The organism is Nocardia bhagyanarayanae, assembly GCF_006716565.1.
GTDB lineage: Bacteria > Actinomycetota > Actinomycetes > Mycobacteriales > Mycobacteriaceae > Nocardia > Nocardia bhagyanarayanae.
Genome location: NZ_VFPG01000001.1, coordinates 1142988 through 1164941 on the forward strand (window position 1 = coordinate 1142988; position 21954 = coordinate 1164941).

The following is a 21954-nucleotide window of genomic DNA, read 5'->3' on the forward strand; positions in this document are numbered from 1 at the left end:
TGCCCTCGGAGCCACCATTTCTCTCCCGTCGATTTCGCGCGCCGGGTCAGGGGGTGCGGAAGCGGTGGGCGTGTTCGGTGACCCAGTCGGTGAACGTGCGGGCGGGGCGGCCGAGCACTCGGGGGACGGTGTCGTCGACGGTGGCGGCTTCGGTCGGCGGTGCGGCGTACCAGCCGATGACGTAGTCGGCGTCGGCCTGGGAGACGCCCATGGCCATGAGCCGGTCGATCGCCTGCTGATGTGAGATCCGGTCGAAGGCGATGTCGCGGTCGATCGCCTTGGACAGAATCGCGAGACGTTCCCGCAAGGTGAGCGGTTCCGGTCCGGTGAGGTTGTAGGCCCGACCGGCGTGGCCATCCTCGACGAGCGCGGCGGCGGCGACCGCGCCGATGTCGGCCTCGTGCACCAGGGCGCTCGGGAAGTCGTACGGTTCGCGCACGACGCCCTCGGCGCGGATGGAGTCGGCCCAGGTCAGCGTGTTGGACATGAACTCCTGCGGTTCGAGGCGCGTCCACTCGACACCCGAATCGGCGACCGCTCGCTCGACAGGTCCGACCGCACCGCCCCACACGATGGTGATGCGTCGAACGCCCGCGTCGACGGCACGGCGGACCAGTTCTTCGCCGACCTCCGCGAGCCCGGCCGTCACGGTGATGTGCAGCCGGGTGATTCCGTCGAGCGCCGCGCCCAAAGTCTCGGGTGCGGTGTGAGTGCCCGTCGCCAGTTCGACGCCCGAGGGGAGTTTCGCGGCCGCCGGATCGCGGGTGAGCGCACGGACGCGCTCGCCTCGACGCACCAGTTCTGCCACGACATGGCGGCCGGTGTTGCCGGTCGCGCCCGTTACCAGTGTTGTCACGGTGTTCCTTTCGTCGCCGCCGACGCTAAGACCTCAACTTTGCTCGAGGTCAAGAGCGCCGTTCCGAGATCCACGCGCCAGCAGCGGAATCCGCACCGACGCCGTCCGGCTCGCGGCCGACGACGAAGTCCGCCGGGTCGATGAACTCGAGGGCGAACTCTCCAGAAGACCCGCCCCGAACCGCCAGGTAACGGCGGGCGCGCCGAGATCCGAACGCGTTGTCGGCGAGGCCGACGCGGGGAACGCGCCTCGGCTGCGATGATTCCGGGGTGACTCAGTGGCTTCCCCTCTTCAGTTCCCTGGTCGTCGCCTTCGTCGTGCTGGTCGGCGTCCTCCTCACCAACCGCACGAACCGTCGCGCGATCGACGCGGCCGACGAACGCGGCAGCATCGCGCTGGAGGCCGCGCAGCGGAACGTGGAGGCGGTCAACGCGGCGGCCGAGCAGCGGAGCAGGGACGCGATCGAAGCGGCGCAACGGAATACGGAATCTGCCGAGCAGCGTGAGCACGAGAAGTGGCGGCGCGAGTCGGTGCTCGCGGCCGTCACCGCCTTGCTGGAGACTTCGGCCACGGTCCGGCAGCAGCTGTCCAGTCAGGACTTCACCTACATCGGGGAGATCGACAGGTTCGGCCTCGATCTGCACGAAAGCATCGGGCAGTGCGGCGGATCGGTGACCCGGTTGCGCATTCTGTCGAACCCGCGCCTCCCCAACCGCTGCGAAGACCTGCTGCGCACCCTCACCGCCGCCGCGAACATCACCGTCCAGAAGCTGACGCTGACCCTCGATGGCGACGCGACCGTCGAAGATCTCGATGACATCCGGACGCTGTGGCACAAAGCCATTGCGAGCACCGTCGAGCAGGAGCTTTCGGTCGTCAAGGCCACGCGGGCCGAACTCGGCATCGAACCGCTCCCGACCGCCGAGCGCGTCCCCGCTTCGGCCGCCTAGGCGCGAAAAGGCCGGGCCGCCATCAGACCGGCTCGACGGCCTTGCGGCGGAACGAGATATGCCGGTGGCCGAAGAAACTCGCGACCGCGACCAGCGCCATCACCACGACCGCCGACGGAATGCTCGGCAGGTGCAGCAGCGAGACGGCCGCTTGCAGCAGCACCATGTTCATCAGCAGCCCACCGGAATTCACCGCGACGAAGGCGAAGAAATCACGCATTACCTGCCCCCGCACCCGGAAGACCAGGGTGCGGTGCAGCACGAACGCGATCACGATGCTGATGCTGTAAGCGGCGGCGGGCGCGAGCGCTGCGGAGACGCGGCCGTCGAAGATCGCCAGCCACATCACCGTCAGCGCGATGCCGAGTCCGGTGTTCACCATGCCGACCATGGCGAACGCGATCTCCTGCCGCCGCACGACGCGAAGCAGCGGCCCGGGATCCAGTTCGGCCTGGTCGACGGAGTTCATCGGACGGCGTCCGCCAGCTCGGCCTCGGCGGACTCGTCCGCGGGGGTCGGGGCGGGCTCGTCTTCCCGGCGGCCGCGGCGATACAGCCAGTGCAGCACGCCGACGCCGAGCAACCCGGCCAGCGCGCTCGCCGCGCCGATCTGCCAGCCGGGCGGCCGCCAGGCGAGTTCCAACTCGGCGTTCTGGGTGCCCGCCGGAATATCGACGGCGACAAAGGTTTTCGCGACGTTCTGGAACGGGAGGTCGCGGCCGTCGAGGGTGACGCGGTAGCCGGGCCAGGCCAGTCGCGCGAAGACCACCCGGCCACCGCGCTCCGAACTCACCCGGACGCGGCTGGTGGTGTCCGATTCGGCGAGGGAGGTTGCGGTCACGCCGTCCGTGGCGGATATGCGGCCGTCGACCGTCGAGAGCAGGCCGTTCTCGCGTTCGAGCACGGCGATGTACTTCTCGTGGCCGGGATAGTCGACCCACTTCCAGCCCTGCGGCGCCGGCTGGTTGCGCGCGCCCGGGAACAGGGCGGTGTGCAGCACGACCCGGTCCACCTTCATCAGGTCGACGATGGTCTTGCCGGTGGTCGGCTCGACGGCGAAGGCCCTGCGGAAGGCGTCTGGGCAGACGCTGGTGTCCCAGAGCATGCACAGCATCTCGCCGAACTGGAAATGGCCGTTCGGCGTGTATCCGCTGACGTAGGTCAGCTCCAGATCCTTGGCGTAGTTGCCGAAGACCAGCGATCCGTACGCGCCGTCCAATGTGCGTTCCGCACGCGGGATGAGGGCGCGGTCGCCCAATTGCAGGGTGGTGCCGGGGAAATCGGGGAAGGCCGCCTTCATGTCCGAGCGCTGCTCCGGCAGGTTCCAGCCGAGCGGGGTTGGTTGAGCCGACCACACCTGGAGGTAGGCGATGGGGAAGATCGAGACGAGCACCAGCGCGCACGCCGCCGCGGCGCCACGATTACGCGCCAGCCACACCACGGCCGCGCCGAGTGCCGCCACCGCGAGGGCGGCGACCACGTGCCACACTACTTCCTGCGGTGCGGCCGAAACCGAACGCAGCCACAGCAAGCCGATCAAGCCTGCCGCCATCAGCCCGCGCCTGCGCCAGTCGTCGAACGTCGCGAAGCGGCCGAGCAGCACGCAGACGAGCACCAGCAGCCCGAGCGCCACCATCGGCAGCACGCGGGCGGGCCAGCGCAGCGGGCCGATGGCGCCGGGGCCCGCGGTCCACATCAGCACGATCGCCGTGAACAGCGCGGGCGCGGTGAGTTCGCGCGCCGAATCCAGCGCTTTGCGCCAGTCGACGAAGGCCAGCGCTGGGATGACGAACCAGGCGATGTAGACCACCGGCATCGGCTGCACGTAACCCCACCAGCTGGTGAACGCGGGCAGGGTGCTGGGCAGGCTGGCGTTCAGCGACTCCGACCACGGCACGGTCAGCAGCTGCTCGTTGTTGATCTGCGCGGTGCCTCGCCAGGTGACCTTGGCCGAGAGCATGCTCGGCAGGTACGTCGCGAGCCCGGCCAGCGCCGCGCAGGCCGCCACCGCGAGCAAGCGCAGCGACGGCTGCCACTTCCGCTGGTGGACCAACTCGCCGACGGCCACCGCGGCGATCATGATCCCGGCCTCGACCGCCGGGAAGATGTACTGCACCGAGATGGCCAGATACAGGAAGACGAAGGTGGGGATCGGCCCCGAGCGCCCGCGCGCGTAGCGCACGCCCGACGCCCACGCGTGCGCCAACCAGGCGGTACCGGTGAACGCCGTCATCCAGCTGGCCTCGTCGAAGAACAGCAACCAGCCGCTGAACGGGATGGCGACGCCCGCCAGGGCCGCCCACGGCGCCCGCGACCCGTACGCCAGGCAGATCCGGTAGACGCCCAGGCCGAGCACGATCGCGAAGATCAGCTTGACCACCGTGGCGTACAGCGCGAGGTTGTCCACCGACGGCGCGATCACATCGATCAGCAGCTGCGGCGGATTCAACAGGCCGGCCTCTTCGATGGTGTAGTTGCCCGCCATCCAGTGCTCCGGCACCAGCATCGGGAAGTCACCGTCGCGCAGCCGCCTGCCCATCATCACCCACAGCGGGGCGTACTGGGACTCCGTGTCGTCGGTATAGAAATGCCGAGCGTTGGCCAGCAGAACCGCGACATACCCCGCGACCACTCCGAGCCCGGTGATGAAGCCCCACTTGTACACCTCGCGCGGAGCGAGAGTTCCACTGTCCACCACGAGTCCCAGACCCTACAGGCAACCGCCCCCGACCGAACGCAAGATGAACCCCAGCACGCCCCGCGTGGACGAAAAGCGAACTCACGCGCAGGTGGGCGGGCCTAGACTCGGGCTCTGCGAGCTTCCGTGGTTAGCGAGGGAGATGCGTACTCGGTTCGAGTTCGACCTGCATACCGTGGCTTCGCCGGAGCAGGTAATCGAGTTGTACACCGATTTCTCCGCGGAGCGGCCGCGGCGGTGGCCCGCGCTGTCGGCGCGGCAGTATCGGGTGTTCGAGGTGGGTGAGCACACGGCGGACGTGCTGGAGGGGCAGGACTTTCCGAAGATCACGGCGCGCTGGAACTACGACTGGTCGACGCCGGGGACGGTGCGCATGCGGGTGGTCGACAGCGATTACCTCGCGCCGGGCAGCTTCCACGAACTGACGATCCGGCCGGCCGACGACGGCGGCAGCGATGTGCACGGAGTGTGGGACAACACCGCCCTGCGCCCGTCCTCCCAGGTGGGGTTGGCGATGGCGCGGTTGATGGGGCGGCAATTCTTCGTCAACTATTACCGGCGGGTCTTCGATCGGCTGGTCGAGGAGGGGCGGTAGCAGTTTGCCTTCAGCGGTCCGCGAGCGTCGCCGCCACCTCGCGCAGCGCCGTGCGGAGCAAGTCCGCGTATGAATCCAGGTCGACGACCGCCGCGTCGGCGTGGATCGAGACGGTGACGGTGTCGCCGAGGCCGTGCACGCCGTGGGTTAGGTGCATGACCGCGCCGAGGGCGGGGAAGCCGCCGGTGCAGCGGACGGGTCCGCCGCCGAAGGTGAGATCGGCGGGTCCGCGGTACACGCTGGAGACGACCGTGTGACCGGCGATCGAGTCGGGCACGTTGTCGATGGGATAGCGATCGACGTCACGACGCAGGATGGGGGCCGGGGTCACGTCGGTGACGCGATCCTGAGCGGACAGCAGCGGATGCCGAGCACGGAGCCGACGTTCGGCGAGTGCGGCGGCGATCCGGTCGGCTTGCAGGCGCAGATCCGGTTCCTCGATGAAGAGTTCGACGCCGAGGCTCCGATAGTTGTTGTGGGACAACGACGCACCCGGCAGCGCCATCGGCACTTGAGCGCCGAGCCGCGAAACCGGTTCACCTCGCGTCGCAAGGTATTCGGCGAGCGCCACGGACACGGCGGTCAACACCACCACGGTGATCGTCCAGCCGGGAACGCGAAGCTCCTCGGCCTCGCACACGATCATCCGCGCCCGATGACGGATAACCCCTTCGGCCCCGAACTTGTTCACCGCACTCGGCGCGAACCCCGGACCCGGCGGCGGCGCCTTTCCCGCCGCCGTCAGCTCGGCCAACTCCATCTGCGCCCGGTACGCGCGATATCCGCGAACCGCCGTCCGAACCATCCCGGCGGGTATCCGAGCGGCACCCCACACCGTCCCCGCCATGCTCGAATCCCGTATGCCCGCAAACCAGTTGGCGGCGAACTCGAAGACCGTCGAAGCCCTGGTCCGACCCACGCCGTCGGTCGCGCCCGAGCGGTTTCGCGCACCCGCCACCTGCCCAGCCACCCGGCCGACGGCCGCGCGTCCAGACTCCAGCCGCACCCGAAATCCGGCACCGTTCTCGTCGGCCGCCAAGCCTGTCGAGTCGGCCCTCGCCGTCCGCGCCGCTTCCGCGCCGACAGCCCGGACATCCGCCGCGCGCGCAGCCGCGACACCCAATCCACTCGACTCGCCCCGACCCTCCTCGGAGAACAACTCCCGCGCGATCGCCGCCGCCCGCCGCCCGTCCGCCAGCGCGTGCGACATCTGTAGCACCACCACGGTGGCGAGCTCGTCGTCTGCGTCCCGCATGGGCGCCCCCGCGACGCCGCGAAAGACGTGCAACTTCCACGGGTGGAGCGTGGCGTCGACGCCGGTGGCGAGCAGGTCGCCGAGCGCGGCCTCCACCGCGGCCCAGTCGGCGCGCGGCAGCGGGTGCTCGACGAACTGATCCGCGGAGTATTCACATGACACCCAGGACGGATAGCCGAGGTCGCCGGGCGTCTCACGCAGCCGGACCCGTAGATCCGGTATCCGCGCGCTGCGGGCCGCCACGGCGGTGCGCAGGGTCTCGGTCGGCGCGCCCGTGTCGGCGAAGCTGTAGAGCAGGAACAGATCGTTGCGGGTCCGGGCCGACAGCCAGAACATGGTCGCGTCCTGCGGCGCCATCGAACTCACGAGGGAGACCTTATCGGGCACTGCGCACAAGCCCTTTCGAAAACTCTCGATTCCGCGCGGCAACGCTGCTACCGTCTGTAGTAGACCCATTCCACACACGCACGAGCGGAGTGTCGGCCATGGCGAACGGACTCGCGCGAACAACCAGCGAACAAGCTGATGCGGCAGATCAGCGATATCGCGGCGCGGCATTCATGAAGCGGTCGATCAACAAGGTCTTCCCGACCCACTGGTCGTTCCTGCTCGGTGAGATCGCCTTGTACAGCTTCATCATCCTGCTGCTGTCGGGTGTGTATCTGACCCTGTACTTCGATCCGTCGATGGCGCACGTCACCTACGACGGCGCGTATCAGCCGCTGCGCGGTGTCGGCATGTCGCGGGCATACGAGACCGCGCTCAACATCTCCTTCGAGGTGCGCGGCGGTCTGTTCGTGCGCCAGGTCCACCACTGGGCGGCGCTGCTGTTCGCGGCCTCGATCATCGTGCACCTGTTCCGCATCTTCTTCACCGGCGCGTTCCGCAAGCCGCGCGAGGCGAACTGGGTGATCGGCTCGCTGCTGCTGATCCTGGCGATGTTCGAGGGCTTCTTCGGCTACTCCCTGCCCGACGACCTGCTCTCGGGCACCGGCCTGCGGGCGGCGTTCTCCGGAATCACGATCGGGATCCCGGTGATCGGCACGTGGATGCACTGGTTGATGTTCGGCGGCGACTTCCCCGGCGACATCATCATCCCGCGCCTCTACATCGCCCACGTCCTGCTCTTCCCCGGGATCATGCTCGCACTGATCGCCGCGCACATCGCGCTGGTCTGGTATCAGAAGCACACCCAGTTCCCCGGACCGGGACGCACCGAGAACAACGTGGTCGGCGCGCGCATCGTGCCGGTGTTCGCCGCCGATCAGGGTGCGTTCTTCGCCTTCACCCTCGCCGTCGTCGGCCTCATGGGCGGCTTGTTCCAGATCAACCCGATCTGGAACCTCGGGCCGTACAACCCCTCCCAGGTCTCCGCCGGTTCGCAGCCCGACTTCTACATGATGTGGACCGACGGTCTGGCGCGCCTCATGCCGCCGTGGGAGCTGTACCTGGGTCGATACACGGTCCCCGCCTCGTTCTGGGTGGCGCTGACCATGGGCTTGGTGTTCGTGCTGCTGATCTCCTACCCCTGGATCGAGAAGCGCCTCACCAAGGACCACGAGGCGTACCACAACCTGCTCCAGCGCCCGCGCGACGTTCCGGTGCGCACCGCGATCGGCGCCATGGCGATCACGTTCTACGTGGTCCTCACGATCTCCTGCGTCAACGACATCATCGCCTACAAGTTCGACATCTCGTTGAACGCGACGACCTGGGCAGGCCGCATCGGCGTCCTCCTCGGGCCACCGATCGCGTACTTCATCGCCTACCGCCTGTGCCTCGGCCTGCAACGCAGCGACCGCACGGTGCTCGACCACGGCATCGAGACGGGCGTGGTCAAGCGCCTGCCGCACGGCGAGTACATCGAGGTGCACCAGCCGCTCGGGCCGGTCGACGAACACGGCCACCCGATCCCGCTGGAGTACCAGGGCGCGGCGGTGCCGAAGAAGATGAACCGCCTCGGTTCGGCGGGCAAGCCGGGCACGGGCAGCTTCCTGCGCGCCGATCCGGCGGCCGAGTCCAGCCGCAACCTCGCCATCGAGCACGAAGAGGAACACCGGCAGCTGGCGGTGTTGCGGCGCTATCAGGATCGCACCACCGGAAACGGCCACGGCCGCGACGAAACCGAATAGCCGACAGTAGAATTCGAGCGCGCGAAGGCCCCGAGCCGATTGGACCCGGGGCCCGTGCTGACAGCTCGTCGGAACGTTCAGGCCTTGTCGAACTCCCCCGCCGACACTCCGCTCAGGAATGCGTCCCACTCGCCCGGCGTGAACGCCAAGACCGGGCCGACGCCCTTGTCCTTGGTGTCGCGGACAGCCACATTGCCACCGTCGAGAAATGCCACTTCCACGCAGTTCCCGTCGGGGCCGCTGTATGTGCTCTTACGCCACACAGCGCCCGTCAAATCAACTTCCACGGCACTAGCTCCTTTGCTGCGTCGAGAACGAGAATTTCCAATCGAGATCGTTCTAACTAGCACCGGTATCCGGCGGGGAACGCCGAATACCGTGGTGCGCCTGGTGGTAGCGCGCAACCGAATCGGTGCGCGGTATCGCACTGAAGTTCGGGGCGAATACGCCCCGCGGGTTGCCCCCGCGGGCTAAACCCTAGCAGGTTCACCGAAGTATTTGCCGGTCTCTTGCCAGTTCAACCATCTCATTTGCCAAGCTTGCGAAGACGTTGAGTTGCGGGGACATTGCCGGTCCTGAGCTTTCCGACGAAAAGGCGCGGAGGACAAACATTTGTTCCGGTGTGATTGGTCTGTGATCCGTCGATCGAGGCACCGCGGGCCGGCCTCTCGCGGCACTGCCTGGACACAGTGTGGATCATGGATCTTATGGTCGAACGCCCACGCGACGAGGCAGGTCGCGCCCGCAACCCCCGCCCACGAGACCGGTTCGGCCGCCCGCTACCGCTCGGTAGCGAGGGCGTGCCGAGAATTCCGGACGATCTGAATCTGCCGCCCCAGCAAACTCTTACCCTCGCGCAGCAACTCTTGGATGACGGTCTGGCATTCAACGCCCACGAAGTATTGGAGGCGGCATGGAAGAACGGACCGTTCGCCGAAAGGATGCTGTGGCAGGGACTCGCGCAATACGCGGTCGGTCTGACGCACATACAACGCGGTAATCCGAAGGGAGCGCGGACCCTGCTCGGTCGCGCGGTCGGTCGGCTGCGGGCCTACGAACCAGGCGATAGCGGCAATTCGGACGACGATTGTCACGACCGCAGTGCGGACGACTCGGGAGAACTCCCGAACCGCGCTCTGCCCTATGACATCGATGGCGCGGGACTGATCGCGCGCGCCGAAGCGCTGCTCGCCGCCTTGGACTCCGGCGCGGCGATCACCGAGGACGACCTCAAGCCGCGGCTGCGCGTCTGAGCGCCGTCGGTGCGGACGCCTACCATGGCAGTCGTGCCCGCCGCCCAGCTCGACTCATTCGCCCGAGGCGCGGGCCGCTATGCGCCGAGCCCGTCGGGCGACCTGCACCTGGGCAATCTGCGCACGGCACTGCTCGCCTGGCTGTTCGCGCGCTCGAGCGGACGGCGGTTCCTGATGCGGATCGACGACCTCGATCGGGTGCGCCCCGGCGCGGCGGAGCGCCAGCTCGCCGATCTCGCGGCCATCGGACTGGACTGGGACGGCCCGGTGGTGCGCCAATCCGAGCGCCTGCCGCACTACGACGCCGCCATCGAGCGGCTCACCGCCGCTGGTCTGACCTACGAGTGCTATTGCACCAGAAGGGAAATCCAGCAGGCCGCGACTGCACCGCACGGACCGATGGGCGCCTACCCGGGAATCTGCCGCACCCTGAGCGCCGACGCTCGCGCGCGCCGCAGGGCCGAGGGCAGGCCCGCCGCGCTGCGCCTGCGTGCCGCGGCCGCCGATTTCGAGGTCGTCGACGACCTGCACGGCCGCTACCGCGGCCCGGTCGACGACGTGGTGCTGCGCCGCGGCGACGGCACGCCCGCCTACAACCTCGCGGTGGTGGTCGACGACGCCGCGCAGGGCATCGACCAGGTGGTGCGCGGCGACGACCTGTTGCCGTCCACTCCGCGCCAGGCCTACCTGGCGAGCCTGCTCGACTTGCCCATTCCGCGCTACGCGCATGTGCCGTTGGTACTCAACGAAAGTGGTCAGCGACTGGCCAAACGCGACGGCGCGGTGACGCTCGCCGACCGGCGTGCCCTCGGCAACACGCCCGAACAGGTTGTGAGCTTGCTCGCCGACTCGCTCGGCTATACCGCGAGGACGCCGTCGCAGCTCCTCGAACATTTCGATCCGGCGCGGCTGCCGCGCGAACCTTGGATCCTGGCCGTCGACGGGTTGTTGCAACCCAGCGGGTGTCCGTAACGTACCGAATCGACCACTGATCAACCGATCACCACGAGGACACAGCATGACGAGCGGTGGGTACGACCCCAACCAGAATCCCCAGGGCGGGTACGGCCAGCCGTACCCGCAGGGCCAGCCGCAGTACGGGCAGCAGCCCCAGTATGGGCAGCAGCCGCAGTACGGTCAGGATCCCTACGGGCAGCAGCAGTACGGCCAGCAGCAGCCGCAGTACGGGCAGCAGCCGCAGTACGGTCAGGATCCCTACGGGCAGCAGCAGCCGCAGTATGGGCAGCAGCCGCAGTACGCGCAGCAGCCGCAATACAACCAGGATCCGTACGGCCAGCAGCAGTACCCGCAGCAGCAGGGCTACGGGGCTGGTGGTTTCGGCGGCGCGCAGCCCGGTGAACTGTGGCCGCGTTTCGCCGCGCGTCTGATCGACGGCCTCATCGTGGGTATCCCGGCGGGCATCCTCCTCCTCTTCGTGGGAGCGGCGCTCGGCGGCGGCTTCGTCGCCGACATCGTCACCACCGCACTGTCCGGCCTCGCGGCACTGGGCTACTTCGTCGGCATGGAGACCACGCAGGGCACCACCCTCGGCAAGAAGATCCTCGGCCTGCGGGTTGTCGCGCCCGGCGGCGCGGCCAAGATCGACCCGGTCACCTCGCTCAAGCGCAACGTCTTCCTCGCGGCCAACGTCGTCTACTGCCTGGGCAGTTTGATCGCGTTCGGTCTCGGCATCTACATCGCCATCACCATCGAGCAGGACCCGAACAAGCAGGGCTGGCACGACAAGTTCGCTGGCGGCACCCAGGTCGTCAAGGGCTGATCCACTCCGGCAAACACTCAGGGGCGCTCCCGGCGATCGGGAGCGCCCCTGAGTCGTTCTCTGCGCGAGTCGTTTCGGCGCACATCATTCTCTGCGCGAGTCGAGTCGGTGCGAGTCGTTCTCGACGCGAATCGGTTCAGCGCGAGCCATTCTCGGCGCGAATCGGTTCAGCGCGAGCCGTTCTCGACGCAGGTCGGTTCAGCGCGAGCCATTCTCGGCGCGAGTCGATTCGGCGCGAGCCGTTCTCGGCGCGGATCGTTCCGCGACTCTCAGACCCCGGCGACGATGCCGATGATGTTGAGCACCCAATACAAGACGCCGAGCACGATGCCGCCGACGCCGACCCACACGCCGGCCTGGGCCATGCCCTTGCCCTCGTAGTTGCCGGACTGCTTCATCTGGTTCAGCGCCACGACCCCGAGCACCAAGCCGATGATGCTGGGCAGCAAGAAGCAGCAGGACGCGACACCCGCGATGGAGACGATCATCGCGGCGATCGCCAGTCCGTTGGAGCCCTGGCTCGGTGGCGTGCCGTACGGCTGATAGCCCTGGGGATAGCCGTAATTCGGCTGTTGCGGGTAGGGCGTCGGTCCCGACTTGTACGGCGAGCCGCCCGCCGGCTGCTGGTAGTTCGGGTACGGCTGCTGTTGCTGCGGATACTGCGGCTGCGAAGGCGGCGGCTGCTGCGGGTACTGCGGGGCGGAGGGGTACCCGGTCGGTTCGGAGTTCGGATACTGCGGTACCGAGCCCTGGGCGCCGGAGTCCGGCGACACGCCTTGGCCGCCGTACTGCTTCCACCACTCGTCGGAATCGCCGGGATTCGTCATGGGTACAGCGTAATGGGCGCAGCCGGACTCGGGCCCGCCTTGATTGCGCAGGGTCAGCCTCGGCGAAGGCGGAGGTACCCGTATCAGCGCAGGCGGACTCGGGCCCGCTTCGGTTCCGTCGGGTTGCGCGCGGCCGGGCGTCACAGCCGACAGGCCGACACGGACGAGCCGCGGCTGGGAGGATGATGCCCGTGAGTGATGTGCATAAATCCGAAGAACACGACGGGTCTGGACGCCCCGCGCCGGACCACGCGGCATTCGCCCAGGTCGCGCGGGGGTACTACACACCGATCGTCGCGCTGTTCACCGCGACGCTGATCATTTCGAATATCTGCGCCACCAAGGGCGTCGAATTCTTCCGCGACGAATCGGTCACGGTGGGACCGTTCCAGATCCTGCCGATCGTGACCGACGGCGCGTTCTTCCTCTTCCCCCTGGCCTACGTTCTCGGCGACGTGCTGAGCGAGGTGTACGGCTTCCGCGCCACCCGGCGCGCCATCTACTACGGCTTCGGCGCCCTGGTGCTGACCGTGCTGTGCTTCGCGATCGTGCTCCGCCTGCCCTCCGCGGGTTTCTACGAGAACCAAGAGGCGCTGCGCGCCATCGTCGGGCCGGTGCCGCGGCTGGTGATCGCCGGTCTCGCCGGGTATTTCGTCGGCCAGCTGCTGAATTCCGCGACGCTGGTGCTGATCAAGGAACGGACCAAGGAGAAATACCTGTGGGCCCGGCTGATCGGCTCGACCATCGTGGGCGAATTCGCCGACACCCTGATCTTCTGCTCGATCGCCGCGGGCGCCATCGGCATCGAAACGTGGCAGCAGTTCGTGAATTACGTGATCATCGGCTTCCTGTGGAAGACGCTGGTCGAGGTACTCGTCATGCCGATCACCTACCGGGTGATCGCACTACTGAAGAAGCACGAACCCGATTACGCGCCCCGCGCGGTCGACCCGCTGCACGCTTAGGGCGCACCACATACCGCGCCTCCGCGCACGGCCAGAGCGCAGGCGAAGGTCGGCCTGGATGGCGCTGCCGCATGCGCCCCGACGGCAGCCTGCAAGCCGGGCCACGCGCGGATTCGACGCGACCGCCCCGGCGCACACCGCAATCGCGCGCGTGCGCCGGGGCCAGCGCGTCCGCCGGGCCAGCGCATACACCGTGGTCGAGCGCGTGCGCCGGGGCCGGCGCATCTATCGCGCGAGCGCACACACCGCCGTCGAGCGCGTCGGCGGAGTTGGTGCGTCTGCCGGTTTAGCGTGCACACCGCGTCGAGCGCGTGCGCCGCGCCTCTGCCTGGCTGCGCGCGCAGGCGTTGACGCCCGGTCTAGGGCGTGCGGATCCGGCCCTTCCAGCGGCCCAGCGTTTCCGCTTTGAACTCGTCGAAGTTGCCGTCGTCGATGCTGGCGCGGATCCGGTCGACCAGGCGGACGGTGAAGCGCTCGTTGTGGATCGTGCACAGGGTGGCGGCCAGCATCTCCTTGGCTTTGAAGAGGTGGTGGAGGTAGGCGCGGGTGTAGTGCGCGCAGGTGTAGCAGTCGCAGGTCTCGTCGATCGGGGTGAAATCGCGGCGGAAACGGCTGGTGTTGATGTTGAAGCGGCCCTCGGCGACGTAGATGGCCGCGTTGCGGGCCACGCGCGACGGATTCACGCAGTCGAAGGTGTCCGCGCCGTTCTCCACCGCGACGAAGATGTCCTCCGGCTCGCTGATGCCGAGCATGTGCCTCGGCTTGTCCTGCGGAAGTTCGTCGCAGCACCAGCCGACGATGGCGCCGAGATTGTGCTTCTCCAGCGCGCCGCCGATGCCGTAACCGTCGAAACCCGTTCCGCCCGCGCCGCGGATCGCCTCCAGTTCACGACATGCCTTGCGGCGCAGATCTTCGTACTGCGCGCCCTGGATGACGGCGAACAGCGCCTGGTAGGGGCGGTGGGTGCGGGCAGCGGTCAGCCGCTCGTGCTCGTCGATGCAGCGCTGCGCCCATTCGTGCGTGCGCTGTAGCGACTTCTCTTGGTAGGCACGGGTGTTCAGCAACGTGGTGAGCTCGTCGAAAGCGAACATGATGTCCGCGCCGAGCTGGTGCTGGATGCCCATCGAGACTTCCGGGGTGAACCGGTGCTTGGAGCCGTCCAGGTGCGAGCGGAAGGTGACGCCGTCGTCGTCGACGGTGGCGAGGCGCTCCTTGCCCGCCGCGATCACGTCGTCGCTGCGCACGTCGACGGCCTCCATCGCGAGCACCTTCTTGAAGCCGACGCCCAGCGACATCACCTGGAAGCCGCCGCTGTCGGTGAAGGTGGGCCCGGGCCAATTCATGAACGCGCCGAGTCCGCCCGCCTCGTCCACGATGTCGGCGCCCGGTTGCAGGTAGAGGTGGTAGGCGTTGGCCAGCAGCGCCTGCGCGCCGAGTTCGCTCATCGTCTCCGGCAGCACCGCCTTGACCGTCGCCTTCGTGCCGACGGGGATGAACGCGGGCGTCGCGATCGCGCCGTGCGGCGTCTGGATGACACCCGACCGACCGTGCCGTCCGTCCAGCCGGGCGCCGACGGTGAAGGAGAACGATTCCGGTGCTGACACGCCACTCATCCTCTCAGGCGTCCCTACACGCTCCGCGCCACCCGCCCACTGCAATCGCCCCGCCGCCCGCCCGGCGCCATCGTTGCCAGCCGGCACCGGCCATCCGACACCCGTCCGCTGTCATCGCCGCACGCCGCGCCCTCCGGCCGCCGCCGTCGACTGCCCCGCCGCACACCGCACCCTGCGGTCCTCGCCGGACACCGCTCGACCACCGCGCCCTCCGGCCGACCGCCCGTCTACTGCCCCGCCGCTCGCCCGCGACCACCGCCACCAGGCCTACGTCCGCCCCCTTGCAGGCCCGCCACAACCACCCGCCGCGAGCCCACTGCGACCACCACCCGGCCGTCCGCCGACCTCGCCGCTCGGGGCAGCACTTCGTGCCACGCCGGGACGCAGTCGTCAAACGTGCGACTCGAAACCGTAGGCGCGCAGCTCGGCGAGGAACTCCGCCGGTTCGACCAGCTGCTCGATGTGCCGGACGCCGGGAGGGAAGGACGCGACTCGCTGTGTCAGGAGGGCCGCGACCACACCGGTCGCGCGGCTCTGTCGACTGCCCGCGACCCAGGCCGACGCATCCCCCGACTCGGCGACCACCGCGAACCGCTCCGACCCGAGGTGGACGCGGGTGAGCAGCCATTCGGCCGCGCGCCCGCGCATGAGACGGGCCAGGAAGGGACGGCGGGCCGCGCCGATCAGCGCGGTGAAGAGACGGGAATCGAGGGCCAGGCCGGTCCGCGCGTCGGTTGTCCCCAGGGTGTGCGGGAGTGTGTATTGATCGGAGAACGGGAACCGGTGCACGGTGCGGCGGCCGTCGGGAAAGACCATCCGCCAAGACCCTTCGACAGCGCCGAGCCCGTCGAGCGTCCACCGCACCGCGGCCGGTCCGTGCGCCTCGCCGGATCCGAGCACCGCGCCGATCCGGACCGCGCCCTGCCCCGAGGCCGCGAGCACCGCCGCCGCAAGCAGATTGGATACGCCGGGTATCAGGCCGGCGCTGAGCACCCCGACCGCGTCGTGTGCGCGAGCCAGCGCATCGAGTTCCTGGATCTCGCACAGCAGCGGATGTGACGCGCTCACGTCCAGGTAGTGCACACCGCGTTCGAAACAGGCGCGCGCAACTCTCGCGTTGTCGAGTTCGGCGCACATCAGCACGACCGACGCGTCGTCCAGAACACCGGCCAGCTGCCCGTCGTCGGCGATGTCCGCCCGAACCATCTCGGCGCCGTCCACCGCCCGCGCTCGCTCGGGACGACGGCCGACGAGCCGCACCCGCCGCCCGGCGGCGACCAGCACGGCGGCCGCCTCGCGCCCGACCGCACCGTATCCGCCGAGGATGACCACCGTCATGATCGGTTCCTTACTAGAGTTCGACTCTAATCAGATATAGACTTCGGTCATGAGCGCCGTCAAGGGGACGAACAAGCGGGCACTCAAAGCCCAGGAGACGCGGCGGCGGATACTGGCCGCCGCAGGCGAGTTGTTCGTCGAGCAAGGCTACGGCGCGACCAACCTGCAAGAGATCGCCGCGCGGGCGGGCGTGGCCGTGCAGACCATCTACTTCACGTTCGGCAACAAGCGCACGCTGCTGAAGGAGCTGGTCGACGTCACGATCGCGGGCGACGACGAACCGGTGGCGACCATGGAACGGGAGTGGTTCCGGACCGCGATGGCCGCGGCGACAGCGCAGAAACATCTCCGCGCGCATATCGCGGGCACCCGCCCGGTGCTCGAACGAATCGCGCCGATACACAAGGTGATCGAGACGGCCGCCGCGACCGACCCGGAAGTCGCGGCGATGTGGCCCGCGGACCAGCCGGACCCCCGCTACACCGTGCAGCTGCGCACCGCCACCGCGCTGATGTCCAAACCTGGTGCGCGCCAAGACGTCTCGCCGGAAGAAGCCGCGGACCTGCTCTACGGCATGCTCAGCACCGAACTGTTCCTGCTGCTGGTCCGCACCAGGGGCTGGACGGCGCAGCGCTGGGAGGACTGGGTCTACGCGACCCTTCTTCCCCAGCTCTGCGCCTGACCACGCCACCCGGTCGGTCAGTCCATATCGCCACAGGATGCCTGCCGCGTCAGGCCTCCGCCGCGGCCGCCGCGAACTGCGCGCTGTAGAGCCGGTAGTACGCCCCGCGCTCCTCTAGCAACCGCTCGTGCGTGCCGTGCTCGACGATCCGTCCCGCCTCCATGACGACGATCAGATCGGCGTCGCGGATGGTGGAAAGCCGGTGCGCGATGACGAAACTCGTCCGGTCTCGGCGCAGCGCTGCGGTGGCGTGCTGGACGAGCAGTTCGGTGCGGGTGTCCACCGAGCTGGTCGCCTCGTCCAGGATCAGGATCGACGGCTTGGCCAGGAAGGCGCGGGCGATGGTGATCAGCTGCTTCTCACCCGCGCTGACGCCCGAACCCTCCTCGTCGATGATCGTGTCGTAGCCGTCGGGCAGCGCGTGCACGAACCGGTCGACGTAGGCCGCCCGCGCCGCGGCGAGGATCTCCTCCTCGCTCGCGTTCGGATTGCCGTACGCGATGTTCTCCCGGATGGTGCCGCGGAACAGCCAGGTGTCCTGCAAGACCATGCCGATGCGCGAACGCAGGTGATCACGGGTGATCTCGGTGATGTCGACGTCGTCGATGGTGATCGTCCCGGCGTCCAGCTCGTAGAAGCGCATGAGCAGGTTCACCAGCGTGGTCTTGCCCGCGCCGGTCGGCCCGACGATCGCGACCACGTGACCGGGCTCGGCGACCAGCGAAAGCCGTTCGATGACCGGCTTCTCCGGGTCGTACCGGAACGAGACGGCCTCGAACTCGACCCGCCCGCGATCGACCGGCCGGGTGTTCTCCATGACCGGATCCGGGCTCTGCTCCTCCGCGTCGAGGATCTCGAAGATGCGCTCGGCCGACGCCACGCCCGATTGCAGCAGGTTCGCCATCGCGCCGATCTGGGTCAGCGGCTGACTGAACTGCCTCGAGTACTGGATGAACGCCTGCACCTCGCCGAGCGAGAGGTGGCCTGTCGCCACCCGCAGACCGCCGACCAACGCCACCAGCACGAAGTTCACGTTCCCGAGGAACATGATCGCGGGCATGATCAGGCCCGAGATGAACTGCGCCTTGAAGCTGGATTCGTAGAGGGCCTGGTTGCGCTCGTCGAACTCCTTGCCGACCTCGCGGCTGCGACCGAACGCGGTGACCACCTCGTGGCCGGTGTACGCCTCCTCGACCTGCGCGTTGACCAGGCCGGTGTACTTCCACTGGTCCACGAAGTGCGGCTTGGACCGCTTGGCGATCTGCGCGGTGACGACGATCGCGCCCGGCACGGTGAGCAAGGCGATCAGCGCGAGCAGCGGCGAGATCCAGAACATCATGATCAGGATGCCGATCACCGAGAACACCGACATGAGCAACTGGCTCATGGTCTGCTGCAAGCTCTGCGAGACGTTGTCGACGTCGTTGGTGACGCGGCTGAGCACATCACCGCGGGGCTGGGAGTCGAAGTAGCGCAACGGCAGCCGATGGATCTTGTCCTCGACCTCGCTGCGCAGCCGCTTGACCGTCCGGTTGATGACGATGTTGAGCAGATAGCCCTGCAACCAGCCGAACACCGAGGCGCCGATGTAGAGCGCGAGCACGATCAGCAGAACCTGGCCCACCGCGCCGAAATCCACTCCGACGCCGGGGATCACGTTCATGGCGCTGAGCATGTCGGCCAGGGTGTCGTTGCCGCCCTCGCGCAGCCGCTCGACGGCCTGCTCCTTGGACAGGCCGCGCATCGCCTCGAGGTTCTTGCCGACCACGCCGTCGAAGACGAGGTTGGTCGCCTTGCCGAGCAGGTACGGGCCGAGGGTGTTGAGCACCACGGAGACGACCGCGAGGCCGACGATGCACCAGACGTAGAACCGTTCCGGGGCGAGCCTGCGCAGCAGCCGCTTCAGCGACGGCCCGAACGACTTCGCCTTCGCGTCCGGCGACCCGGGAGTGGGAGCTCCTGGCCTCATCGCGCCTCCTCCGCGCTCAGCTGAGACGCCACGATCTCCTGGTATTCGGGACAGTCGCGCAGCAGTTGTTCATGGGTGCCGATCCCCGCCATCACGCCGTCTTCGAGCACGATGATCTGGTCCGCGTCCCGGATGGTGGCGATGCGCTGGGCCACGATGATCACCGAGGCGTTCTTGGTCTCCGGCTTCAGCGCCTCGCGCAACCGGGCGTCGGTGGCGACGTCGAGCGCGGAGAACGAGTCGTCGAACAAGTAGATTCGCGGTCTGCGCACCAGCGCCCGCGCGATTGCGAGGCGCTGGCGTTGCCCGCCGGAGACCGTGGTGCCGCCCTGCGCCACCGGCGTTTCGAGACCCTGCGGCATCTCCCGCACGAAGTCGGCGGCCTGCGCGATCTCGAGGCAGCGCCACAGTTCCTCGTCGGTGGCGTCCGGATTGCCGTAGCGCAGGTTGCTCGCGACCGTGCCGGAGAACAGGTACGCCTTCTGCGGCACCAGACCGATCTGTTCGCGCAGCACTTCCAGGTCGAGGTCGCGGACGTCGGTGCCGCCCACATACACCGCGCCGTCGGTGACGTCGATCAGGCGCGGTATCAAATTCAGCAGTGTGGTCTTGCCGGAACCGGTGGAACCGACGATGGCCGTCGTGGTGCCCGGCTTCACCTGGAAACGGATGGCGCGCAGCACCGGCTTCTCCGCGCCGGGAAAGGCGAACTCGCAGAATCGCAGGTCGACCGAGGCCGGGTCGCCTTCGAACGGCTGCGGCAGGCGCGGCGGCAGCACCGAGGACTCGGTGGCCAGCACCTCGCCGATCCGGTCGGCCGAGACCGCGGCGCGCGGCGCCATCATGGCCAGGAACGACGCCATCATGACCGCCATCAGGATCTGCATGATGTAGGACAACATCGCGGTGAGCGAGCCGATCTGCATCTCGCCGGAGTCGATCAGGTGCCCGCCGAACCAGATCACCGCCACCGCGGTGACGTTGCTGATCAGCATGACCAGCGGGAACATCAACGCCATCAGCCTGCCGACGCGTAGCGAGGCCTCGGTGAGCTCGCTGTTGGCGATGCCGAACCGCCAGGTCTCCTGTCGCTCCCTGACGAACGCGCGCACCACCCTGATGCCGGTGATCTGCTCGCGCAGCACCCGGTTGACCGAGTCGATGCGCTCCTGCATGTCGCGGAAGCCGGGCACCATCCTGGCCACGATGAGTCCCATCGCCAGCGCAAGCGCGGGCACCGCGATGAGCAGCAGCCAGGACAGACTCAGGTCTTCGCGCACCGCCATCACGATGCCGCCGACGCACATGATCGGCGCCATCACCAGGATGGTCGCCGACATCACGATGAGCAGCTGCACCTGCTGAATGTCGTTGGTGTTGCGGGTGATCAGCGAGGGCGCGCCGAACATGCCGACCTCGCGCGCGGAGAAGGTGCCGACCCGGTGCACCAGCGCGCCGCGCAGGTCGCGGCCCGCGCCCATGGCGGCCTGCGCGCCGAGATAGACCGAGAACCCGGACGCGACGATCTGCACGCCCGTGACCGCGAGCATCCACAGTCCCGTGGTCCAGATGTAGCCGATGTCGCCCTTGGTGACGCCGTTGTCGATGAGATCGGCGTTCAGGCTCGGCAGGTAGAGCATCGCGATGACCGAAACCAGCTGGAGCGCAACGACCCCCGCCAGTTGAGCGCGGTAGGGGTACAAATGGGCTCTGAGCAGTCTGATCAACATGATGCTTGGCAGGCTACCGGCAATCGGTGACAGCCGTCGTGGCGATTTTCTCCAGGCGGAACCGCAGCTCAGCGCCGCGCCCAAGCGCCGGGGTCGCCGGTGAGCGCATCGACGAACCCGGGCAACCGGTCGGCGACGATGTCCGCGACGGTCACGTTCTCCAGCACCGCGCGGATGTTCACACGCACAGCAATCCACACGTGTGTCAATGGCTCGGCCACGCCCGGATACTTCACGTCCTCGGGCCGCTGCCCGCGCACCGAGGCGAGCGGGCCCTCGATCGCGCGGATCACGTCGGCGATGGAGATCTCGGCGGCCGGTCTGGCCAGCGAATACCCGCCGTCGGGTCCGCGCCTGCTGACGACCAGCTCGGCGCGGCGCAGCTCACCGAGCACGGTCTCCAGCACCTTGGGCGGAATCCGCTGCGCGGACGCGACGGCGTCGGCCTTGATCTTGGCGTCGGGCGTGGCCCGGGCGATCTCCAGCAGGGTTCGCACCGCGTAATCGACCTTCGCGGTGATGTGCACGGCTACTCCCAGGCGTGTTCGACGACGCGCACGAATCTACGCCGTGCCGCAGGCGGTCAACACGCAGGTGGCCGAGTCCAGGAGCGTGGTCTCCAGCAACGAGTCGTCCGCGCCGGGCACCAGTTCCTTGGAGATCAACGCCACCCCGAGCACCTCGAGCGCCGCGCAGGCCCGTACCCGCGCCTCGTCGGTGGGGTTCGGACCGGCCAGCCAATCGCGCAGCACCCGATTGGAATCCATCAGGTCCGGATATCGGTCGGCCATCGCGTTGACGATCGCCACCGCGTCGCGCACGCACAGCGCCCCCGCGTCGCGGTGCCGGATGAGCCCGCGCAGATGCGCCCGCAACACGGCCCGCACACCCTCGGCGTTGTAGGGGACGGCGTCGATGTCTTCGACGACCGAACGCAGATGGTCGATGATCGGATCGATGATCGCCAATAGCAGATCGAGCTTCGAGGGGTAGTGATAGTACAGCGAAGCCTTTGTGATTCCTACCGCATCCGCGACCTCACGAAGGCTCGTCTGCTCGAATCCCTTGGCCGCGAACAGCTTCACGGCGGCGTCGCGTATCGCAATCTTAGTGCCGCTACCTGCGATAACGCTGTCGGGTGCGTCGGGTCCGGCCATTGGATGATCCTCTCATCAATCCTGCGCGGGGCTAACGTTGCCACCAAAATTGAGGTTGTACCTCCACTTAGTCGCTCGGTAGTCTACCTACCGCACGGTAGGCAGAAAGCGTAAGTGGAGGCGGGGACAGGCAGGGCGCCCCGCGAGAGTGCTGT

Annotated in this window: 20 protein-coding genes; 8 read left to right on the forward strand and 12 right to left on the reverse strand. The window is 68.1% G+C overall.

Annotation, left to right across the window (positions count from 1 at the left end; translation table 11 throughout):
• Nucleotides 1–46 precede the first annotated feature (46 nt).
• Nucleotides 47–856, reverse strand: a complete 810-nt coding sequence (locus tag FB390_RS04590; RefSeq protein WP_141807828.1) for an NmrA family NAD(P)-binding protein — start codon at nt 854–856, stop codon at nt 47–49.
• Between the two features lie 269 nt (nt 857–1125).
• Between FB390_RS04590 and FB390_RS04595 the strand changes: the two genes are divergently transcribed.
• Nucleotides 1126–1806 carry a hypothetical protein gene (locus FB390_RS04595; protein WP_141807829.1) on the forward strand — a complete coding sequence of 227 codons (681 nt, stop codon included), beginning with the start codon at nt 1126–1128 and terminating at the stop codon, nt 1804–1806.
• Nucleotides 1807–1828: 22 nt separating this feature from the next.
• On the opposite strand, the gene FB390_RS04600 is transcribed toward FB390_RS04595, so the two are convergent.
• On the reverse strand, nt 1829–2275 hold the full coding sequence (locus tag FB390_RS04600; protein ID WP_141807830.1) for a GtrA family protein: 447 nt from the start codon (nt 2273–2275) through the stop codon (nt 1829–1831).
• The gene (locus FB390_RS04605) at nt 2272–4500 is read right to left on the reverse strand and encodes a hypothetical protein (RefSeq protein WP_246124234.1); all 2229 of its coding nucleotides are present in this window, start codon (nt 4498–4500) and stop codon (nt 2272–2274) included. The genes FB390_RS04600 and FB390_RS04605 overlap by 4 nt, the downstream gene beginning before the upstream one ends.
• Nucleotides 4501–4645: 145 nt before the next feature.
• Here FB390_RS04605 and FB390_RS04610 point away from each other — a divergent pair, with 145 nt between their 5' ends.
• The gene (locus FB390_RS04610) at nt 4646–5098 is read left to right on the forward strand and encodes a hypothetical protein (protein WP_141807831.1); all 453 of its coding nucleotides are present in this window, start codon (nt 4646–4648) and stop codon (nt 5096–5098) included.
• Nucleotides 5099–5108: 10 nt separating this feature from the next.
• On the opposite strand, the gene FB390_RS04615 is transcribed toward FB390_RS04610, so the two are convergent.
• On the reverse strand, nt 5109–6719 hold the full coding sequence (locus FB390_RS04615) for a WS/DGAT/MGAT family O-acyltransferase (protein ID WP_185756940.1): 1611 nt from the start codon (nt 6717–6719) through the stop codon (nt 5109–5111).
• 119 nt (nt 6720–6838) lie between these two features.
• Here FB390_RS04615 and qcrB point away from each other — a divergent pair, with 119 nt between their 5' ends.
• Nucleotides 6839–8485: a cytochrome bc1 complex cytochrome b subunit gene (qcrB, locus tag FB390_RS04620; protein WP_141807833.1), complete on the forward strand. Its 1647-nt coding sequence runs from the start codon at nt 6839–6841 to the stop codon at nt 8483–8485.
• A 77-nt stretch (nt 8486–8562) separates the two neighbouring features.
• On the opposite strand, the gene FB390_RS04625 is transcribed toward qcrB, so the two are convergent.
• A complete protein-coding gene (locus FB390_RS04625; protein ID WP_141807834.1) occupies nt 8563–8772 on the reverse strand; it encodes a DUF397 domain-containing protein in 210 nt (69 codons plus the stop codon).
• A 420-nt stretch (nt 8773–9192) separates the two neighbouring features.
• Between FB390_RS04625 and FB390_RS04630 the strand changes: the two genes are divergently transcribed.
• From FB390_RS04630 to FB390_RS04640, 3 genes are read left to right on the forward strand one after another with little or no spacing between them, the layout of a single operon-like run.
• Complete coding sequence (locus tag FB390_RS04630) at nt 9193–9738, forward strand: DUF309 domain-containing protein (RefSeq protein ID WP_141811544.1); 546 nt, start codon at nt 9193–9195, stop codon at nt 9736–9738.
• 24 nt (nt 9739–9762) lie between these two features.
• Nucleotides 9763–10710, forward strand: a complete 948-nt coding sequence (gluQRS, locus tag FB390_RS04635; RefSeq protein ID WP_141807835.1) for a tRNA glutamyl-Q(34) synthetase GluQRS — start codon at nt 9763–9765, stop codon at nt 10708–10710.
• A 46-nt stretch (nt 10711–10756) separates the two neighbouring features.
• Nucleotides 10757–11518, forward strand: coding sequence for an RDD family protein (locus FB390_RS04640; RefSeq protein ID WP_141807836.1), 762 nt, complete (start codon nt 10757–10759; stop codon nt 11516–11518).
• A gap of 269 nt (nt 11519–11787) precedes the next feature.
• Here the strand turns inward: FB390_RS04640 and FB390_RS04645 are convergent, their stop codons facing one another.
• Entirely contained in the window at nt 11788–12345 is a 558-nt protein-coding gene (locus FB390_RS04645; protein WP_141807837.1) for a DUF4190 domain-containing protein, read from the reverse strand.
• A 182-nt stretch (nt 12346–12527) separates the two neighbouring features.
• Between FB390_RS04645 and FB390_RS04650 the strand changes: the two genes are divergently transcribed.
• Nucleotides 12528–13310, forward strand: a complete 783-nt coding sequence (locus FB390_RS04650) for a queuosine precursor transporter (RefSeq protein ID WP_141807838.1) — start codon at nt 12528–12530, stop codon at nt 13308–13310.
• Between the two features lie 359 nt (nt 13311–13669).
• Here the strand turns inward: FB390_RS04650 and tgt are convergent, their stop codons facing one another.
• Together tgt and FB390_RS04660 are read right to left on the reverse strand one after the other, a co-directional pair.
• Nucleotides 13670–14923: a tRNA guanosine(34) transglycosylase Tgt gene (tgt, locus tag FB390_RS04655; protein WP_141807839.1), complete on the reverse strand. Its 1254-nt coding sequence runs from the start codon at nt 14921–14923 to the stop codon at nt 13670–13672.
• 390 nt (nt 14924–15313) lie between these two features.
• A complete protein-coding gene (locus FB390_RS04660) occupies nt 15314–16261 on the reverse strand; it encodes a saccharopine dehydrogenase NADP-binding domain-containing protein (RefSeq protein ID WP_221639212.1) in 948 nt (315 codons plus the stop codon).
• Nucleotides 16262–16310: 49 nt separating this feature from the next.
• Here FB390_RS04660 and FB390_RS04665 point away from each other — a divergent pair, with 49 nt between their 5' ends.
• A complete protein-coding gene (locus FB390_RS04665) occupies nt 16311–16943 on the forward strand; it encodes a TetR/AcrR family transcriptional regulator (RefSeq protein WP_141807841.1) in 633 nt (210 codons plus the stop codon).
• Between the two features lie 49 nt (nt 16944–16992).
• On the opposite strand, the gene FB390_RS04670 is transcribed toward FB390_RS04665, so the two are convergent.
• From FB390_RS04670 to FB390_RS04685, 4 genes are all read right to left on the reverse strand, one after another.
• Nucleotides 16993–18912 carry an ABC transporter ATP-binding protein gene (locus FB390_RS04670; protein ID WP_141807842.1) on the reverse strand — a complete coding sequence of 640 codons (1920 nt, stop codon included), beginning with the start codon at nt 18910–18912 and terminating at the stop codon, nt 16993–16995.
• On the reverse strand, nt 18909–20642 hold the full coding sequence (locus tag FB390_RS04675) for an ABC transporter ATP-binding protein (protein ID WP_141807843.1): 1734 nt from the start codon (nt 20640–20642) through the stop codon (nt 18909–18911). The genes FB390_RS04670 and FB390_RS04675 overlap by 4 nt, the downstream gene beginning before the upstream one ends.
• A gap of 68 nt (nt 20643–20710) precedes the next feature.
• Complete coding sequence (locus tag FB390_RS04680) at nt 20711–21169, reverse strand: RrF2 family transcriptional regulator (RefSeq protein WP_141807844.1); 459 nt, start codon at nt 21167–21169, stop codon at nt 20711–20713.
• 36 nt (nt 21170–21205) lie between these two features.
• A complete protein-coding gene (locus FB390_RS04685) occupies nt 21206–21799 on the reverse strand; it encodes a TetR/AcrR family transcriptional regulator (protein WP_141807845.1) in 594 nt (197 codons plus the stop codon).
• Nucleotides 21800–21954: the final 155 nt, after the last annotated feature.